The following is a 2,835-nucleotide window of genomic DNA, read 5'->3' on the forward strand; positions in this document are numbered from 1 at the left end:
TCATCCTGCTCTTCCTATGCACATTCGCAAGTGGACAAACGATTAATGACGTCCTGAGATTCAGCATCGAAGATGTTCAGGGAACAGCACGATACCAGGCCCTGGGTGGCGCTTTCGGGGCCCTTGGTGGAGAACTCTCGGCCCTGAGTATTAACCCGGCAGGTTCTGCTATTTTCAATAATGGACAATTCAGTATGACCGGGAGTGTACACCACAAAAAAAACAACGCGCTTTTCAACGGGTCTTTTGCCAGTACCAATAACAGCTTCCTGGAATTCAACCAGGCGGGGGGCGTCTGGGTGTTTAAGAACAGAGGTGGGTCTGGATGGAATAAATTCGCACTGGCCGTGAACTACGACCTGGCCCAGAATTTTGACAATGACATACTTATATCGGGGCCTTCTACGGTAGGTATCGACCAGTATTTCCTGAATTATGCGCAGGGGGTGCCCCTGGGACCGCTACAGGTTCGGGAGGGCGAATTTATAGAAGATGCCTATCTGGATATAGGCGGAAGCCTTGGTTTTGGCGCCCAACAAGCATTCCTGGGTTTCCAGTCGGGCTTTATCGATCCTGTGGAATTTGAAGATGACAATACAGCCTACTTTTCAAATGCGGATTACGACCAGGTAAACCAGAATTACGTACAGAGCACGAATGGCTTCAACAGCAAGCTGACGATGAATTTTGCAGGACAATATGAAAATTTCCTGAGTTTTGGTGCCTCCTTAAATTTTCACACCGTTTTATATGAACGCGTCACTTTCCTGACCGAATTCGGATATGACCAGGAATCCGCGATACAGTCTGGTACCTTCGATAATTTTCTCAGAACCCAGGGATCTGGTTTTTCCTTTGGGTTGGGTGCCATTGCGAGGCTAGGAGATATTTTCCGGGTAGGGGCCAGTTACCAGTCACCGACCTGGTACCAGCTCACCGACGACTTGTCTCAACAGGTAAATTCAGACTTCCCGGACAAGAATCCGGATATCACTTTTATCGACTTTAGCATCGTCAACCTTTTCCCGCGATACACCATAAAAACACCCGGGCGGTATACCGGGAGTCTGGCCATGGTTTTTGGGACCTCGGGATTATTGAGTTTTGATTATGGCTACCAGGATATGTCCAACGCCGAACTTCGCCCTACCTCGGATCCCGATTTCAATTCGGAAAACCAGTTTATTTCACAACAATTGGGGGCTGTTTCCACCTTCCGTGCCGGGGGGGAATACCGCATTAGCCGACTGAGCCTGCGCGGGGGTTATCGTTTTGAACAAAGCCCTTTTAAAAATAATTCAGACTGGGGCGATCTTCAGGGGTATTCCGGAGGACTGGGATTCAATTTTGGCCCAAATCGCCTGGACTTTACATATAGCCAAACCCGTCAGGATATTCCCCAATCCATTTTTGACCTGGACATAAGCAGTGCCTCTGTAGAGCGGATTAATTCATTTTACACCCTCACCTATACCCTGAATTTTTAGATGGGCGTAAACAGGGGGGAATCCTATGGCGGAACTAAGCTTATCGCTTGAGGGAAAAATGGGAACGCAGGACGTTTTCGGTGACTTCGCTGCCTTCTACCCGTCCGTATTCCAAGCGAAACCAGTAGTCGGATGCAGGGAGTTGCCTGCCGTTAAAAGTACCATCCCACCCGGGGCTCGTCTCGTCCATTTGTTTGAGCAATTTCCCATAGCGGTCAAAGACAAATACAATGGGATCCGTGAGCGACTGCAGGCCCTGGACATTCCAGGTATCGTTAATCCCGTCTCCGTTAGGCGTAAAGAACTTGGGATAACCGATGACCAGAAACGGGATGGGCCCTGTGGTCCCGCAACCATTTTTATCATTGACCACCAGGCTGTTTTCCCCGGGAGGCAGGTCCCTGAAGATTGGGGAATCCTGAAACACACTTCCGTTTACGGAGTATTCATAACTCCCTCCCCCTAAAACAACCACCTCCACATCATTGGAATCGGAGAGGTCGCTTAAAGTGTCGACCCTTACCGGGCCGGGAATCCCGTAAAAGATGATAAGAATATCATCGGTAATCGTTCCCCCTGAGGTCGTTTCAATTTCGACAAAATAACGACCTGTATTGGGGCTGGTGACCGTATAGAAAAATGCGGTTGGGCCCGAAACCAGATTAGTGTCCGGGGTACCATCCAGGTCGATATCTACAGACCAGCTTACATTCGCAATATCCGGCCCAGCCGGAGAGTTTAAGGCGCTTAAGACGATATCCGGATCCCCTGCACAAGCTGTTATGTCCAGTCCCAGAAATTCATCCCTGAGCGTACAATCCAGAGCGTTGTCCTGGTCCGCATCCACGGATGAACCCGTAAAGGTCAGGATATAGGATTCCGGATCTCCGTCAAAATTCGTATTGTAATTATTGATGAGTAAATAATAGAGCTCCCCCGCCCGGACCTCCAGCCACTCGTCGTAGGTGTTTTGACTCCCCTTGACAAAAGGGGCCCCTTCCTGTCCATTTTCAGGGTTCACCCCTACCCCGGTAAACTGAGTATCGTTTACTTCGTAATTACAGCGGATGGGTTGGGCAGTACCATTGCTGATCGAAGTGCAATCTGTATCAGGGCCATAGAGTGCAAAATCCCATTCTGCCGTGATGGTACCTCCGGGATTTACGGGCAATGCTTCAATATCAAAGCCAATTTGACCGTCTGTTCCTGCCCGGAAGACAAACCAGGAGGTATTGTTTTCAATATTTGCCGATCCCACACTCCCTTTTTCAAGACACCCGGTTTGGCGGATGACATCCGGATCAAAATCATCGATATCCCCACTGCCATCTGCCACCCAGATCAGGGG

2 protein-coding genes are annotated in these 2,835 nt (G+C 49.5%); one reads left to right on the plus strand and one right to left on the minus strand.

Features of this window, described 5'->3' with window-relative positions; translation table 11 throughout:
- Window positions 1-2 precede the first annotated feature (2 nt).
- Window positions 3-1,487 (plus strand): OmpP1/FadL family transporter, encoded by a 1,485-nt coding sequence (locus tag WBV75_RS11800; protein ID WP_424120792.1) that lies wholly within the window; start codon window positions 3-5, stop codon window positions 1,485-1,487.
- 40 nt (window positions 1,488-1,527) lie between these two features.
- Here WBV75_RS11800 and WBV75_RS11805 read toward each other — a convergent pair.
- On the minus strand, window positions 1,528-2,835 hold a 1,308-nt coding region (locus WBV75_RS11805), incomplete at its 5' end, for a T9SS type B sorting domain-containing protein (RefSeq protein ID WP_424120793.1).

The organism is Robiginitalea sp., assembly GCF_049588695.1.
In the GTDB taxonomy this organism is placed as follows: domain Bacteria; phylum Bacteroidota; class Bacteroidia; order Flavobacteriales; family Flavobacteriaceae; genus Robiginitalea.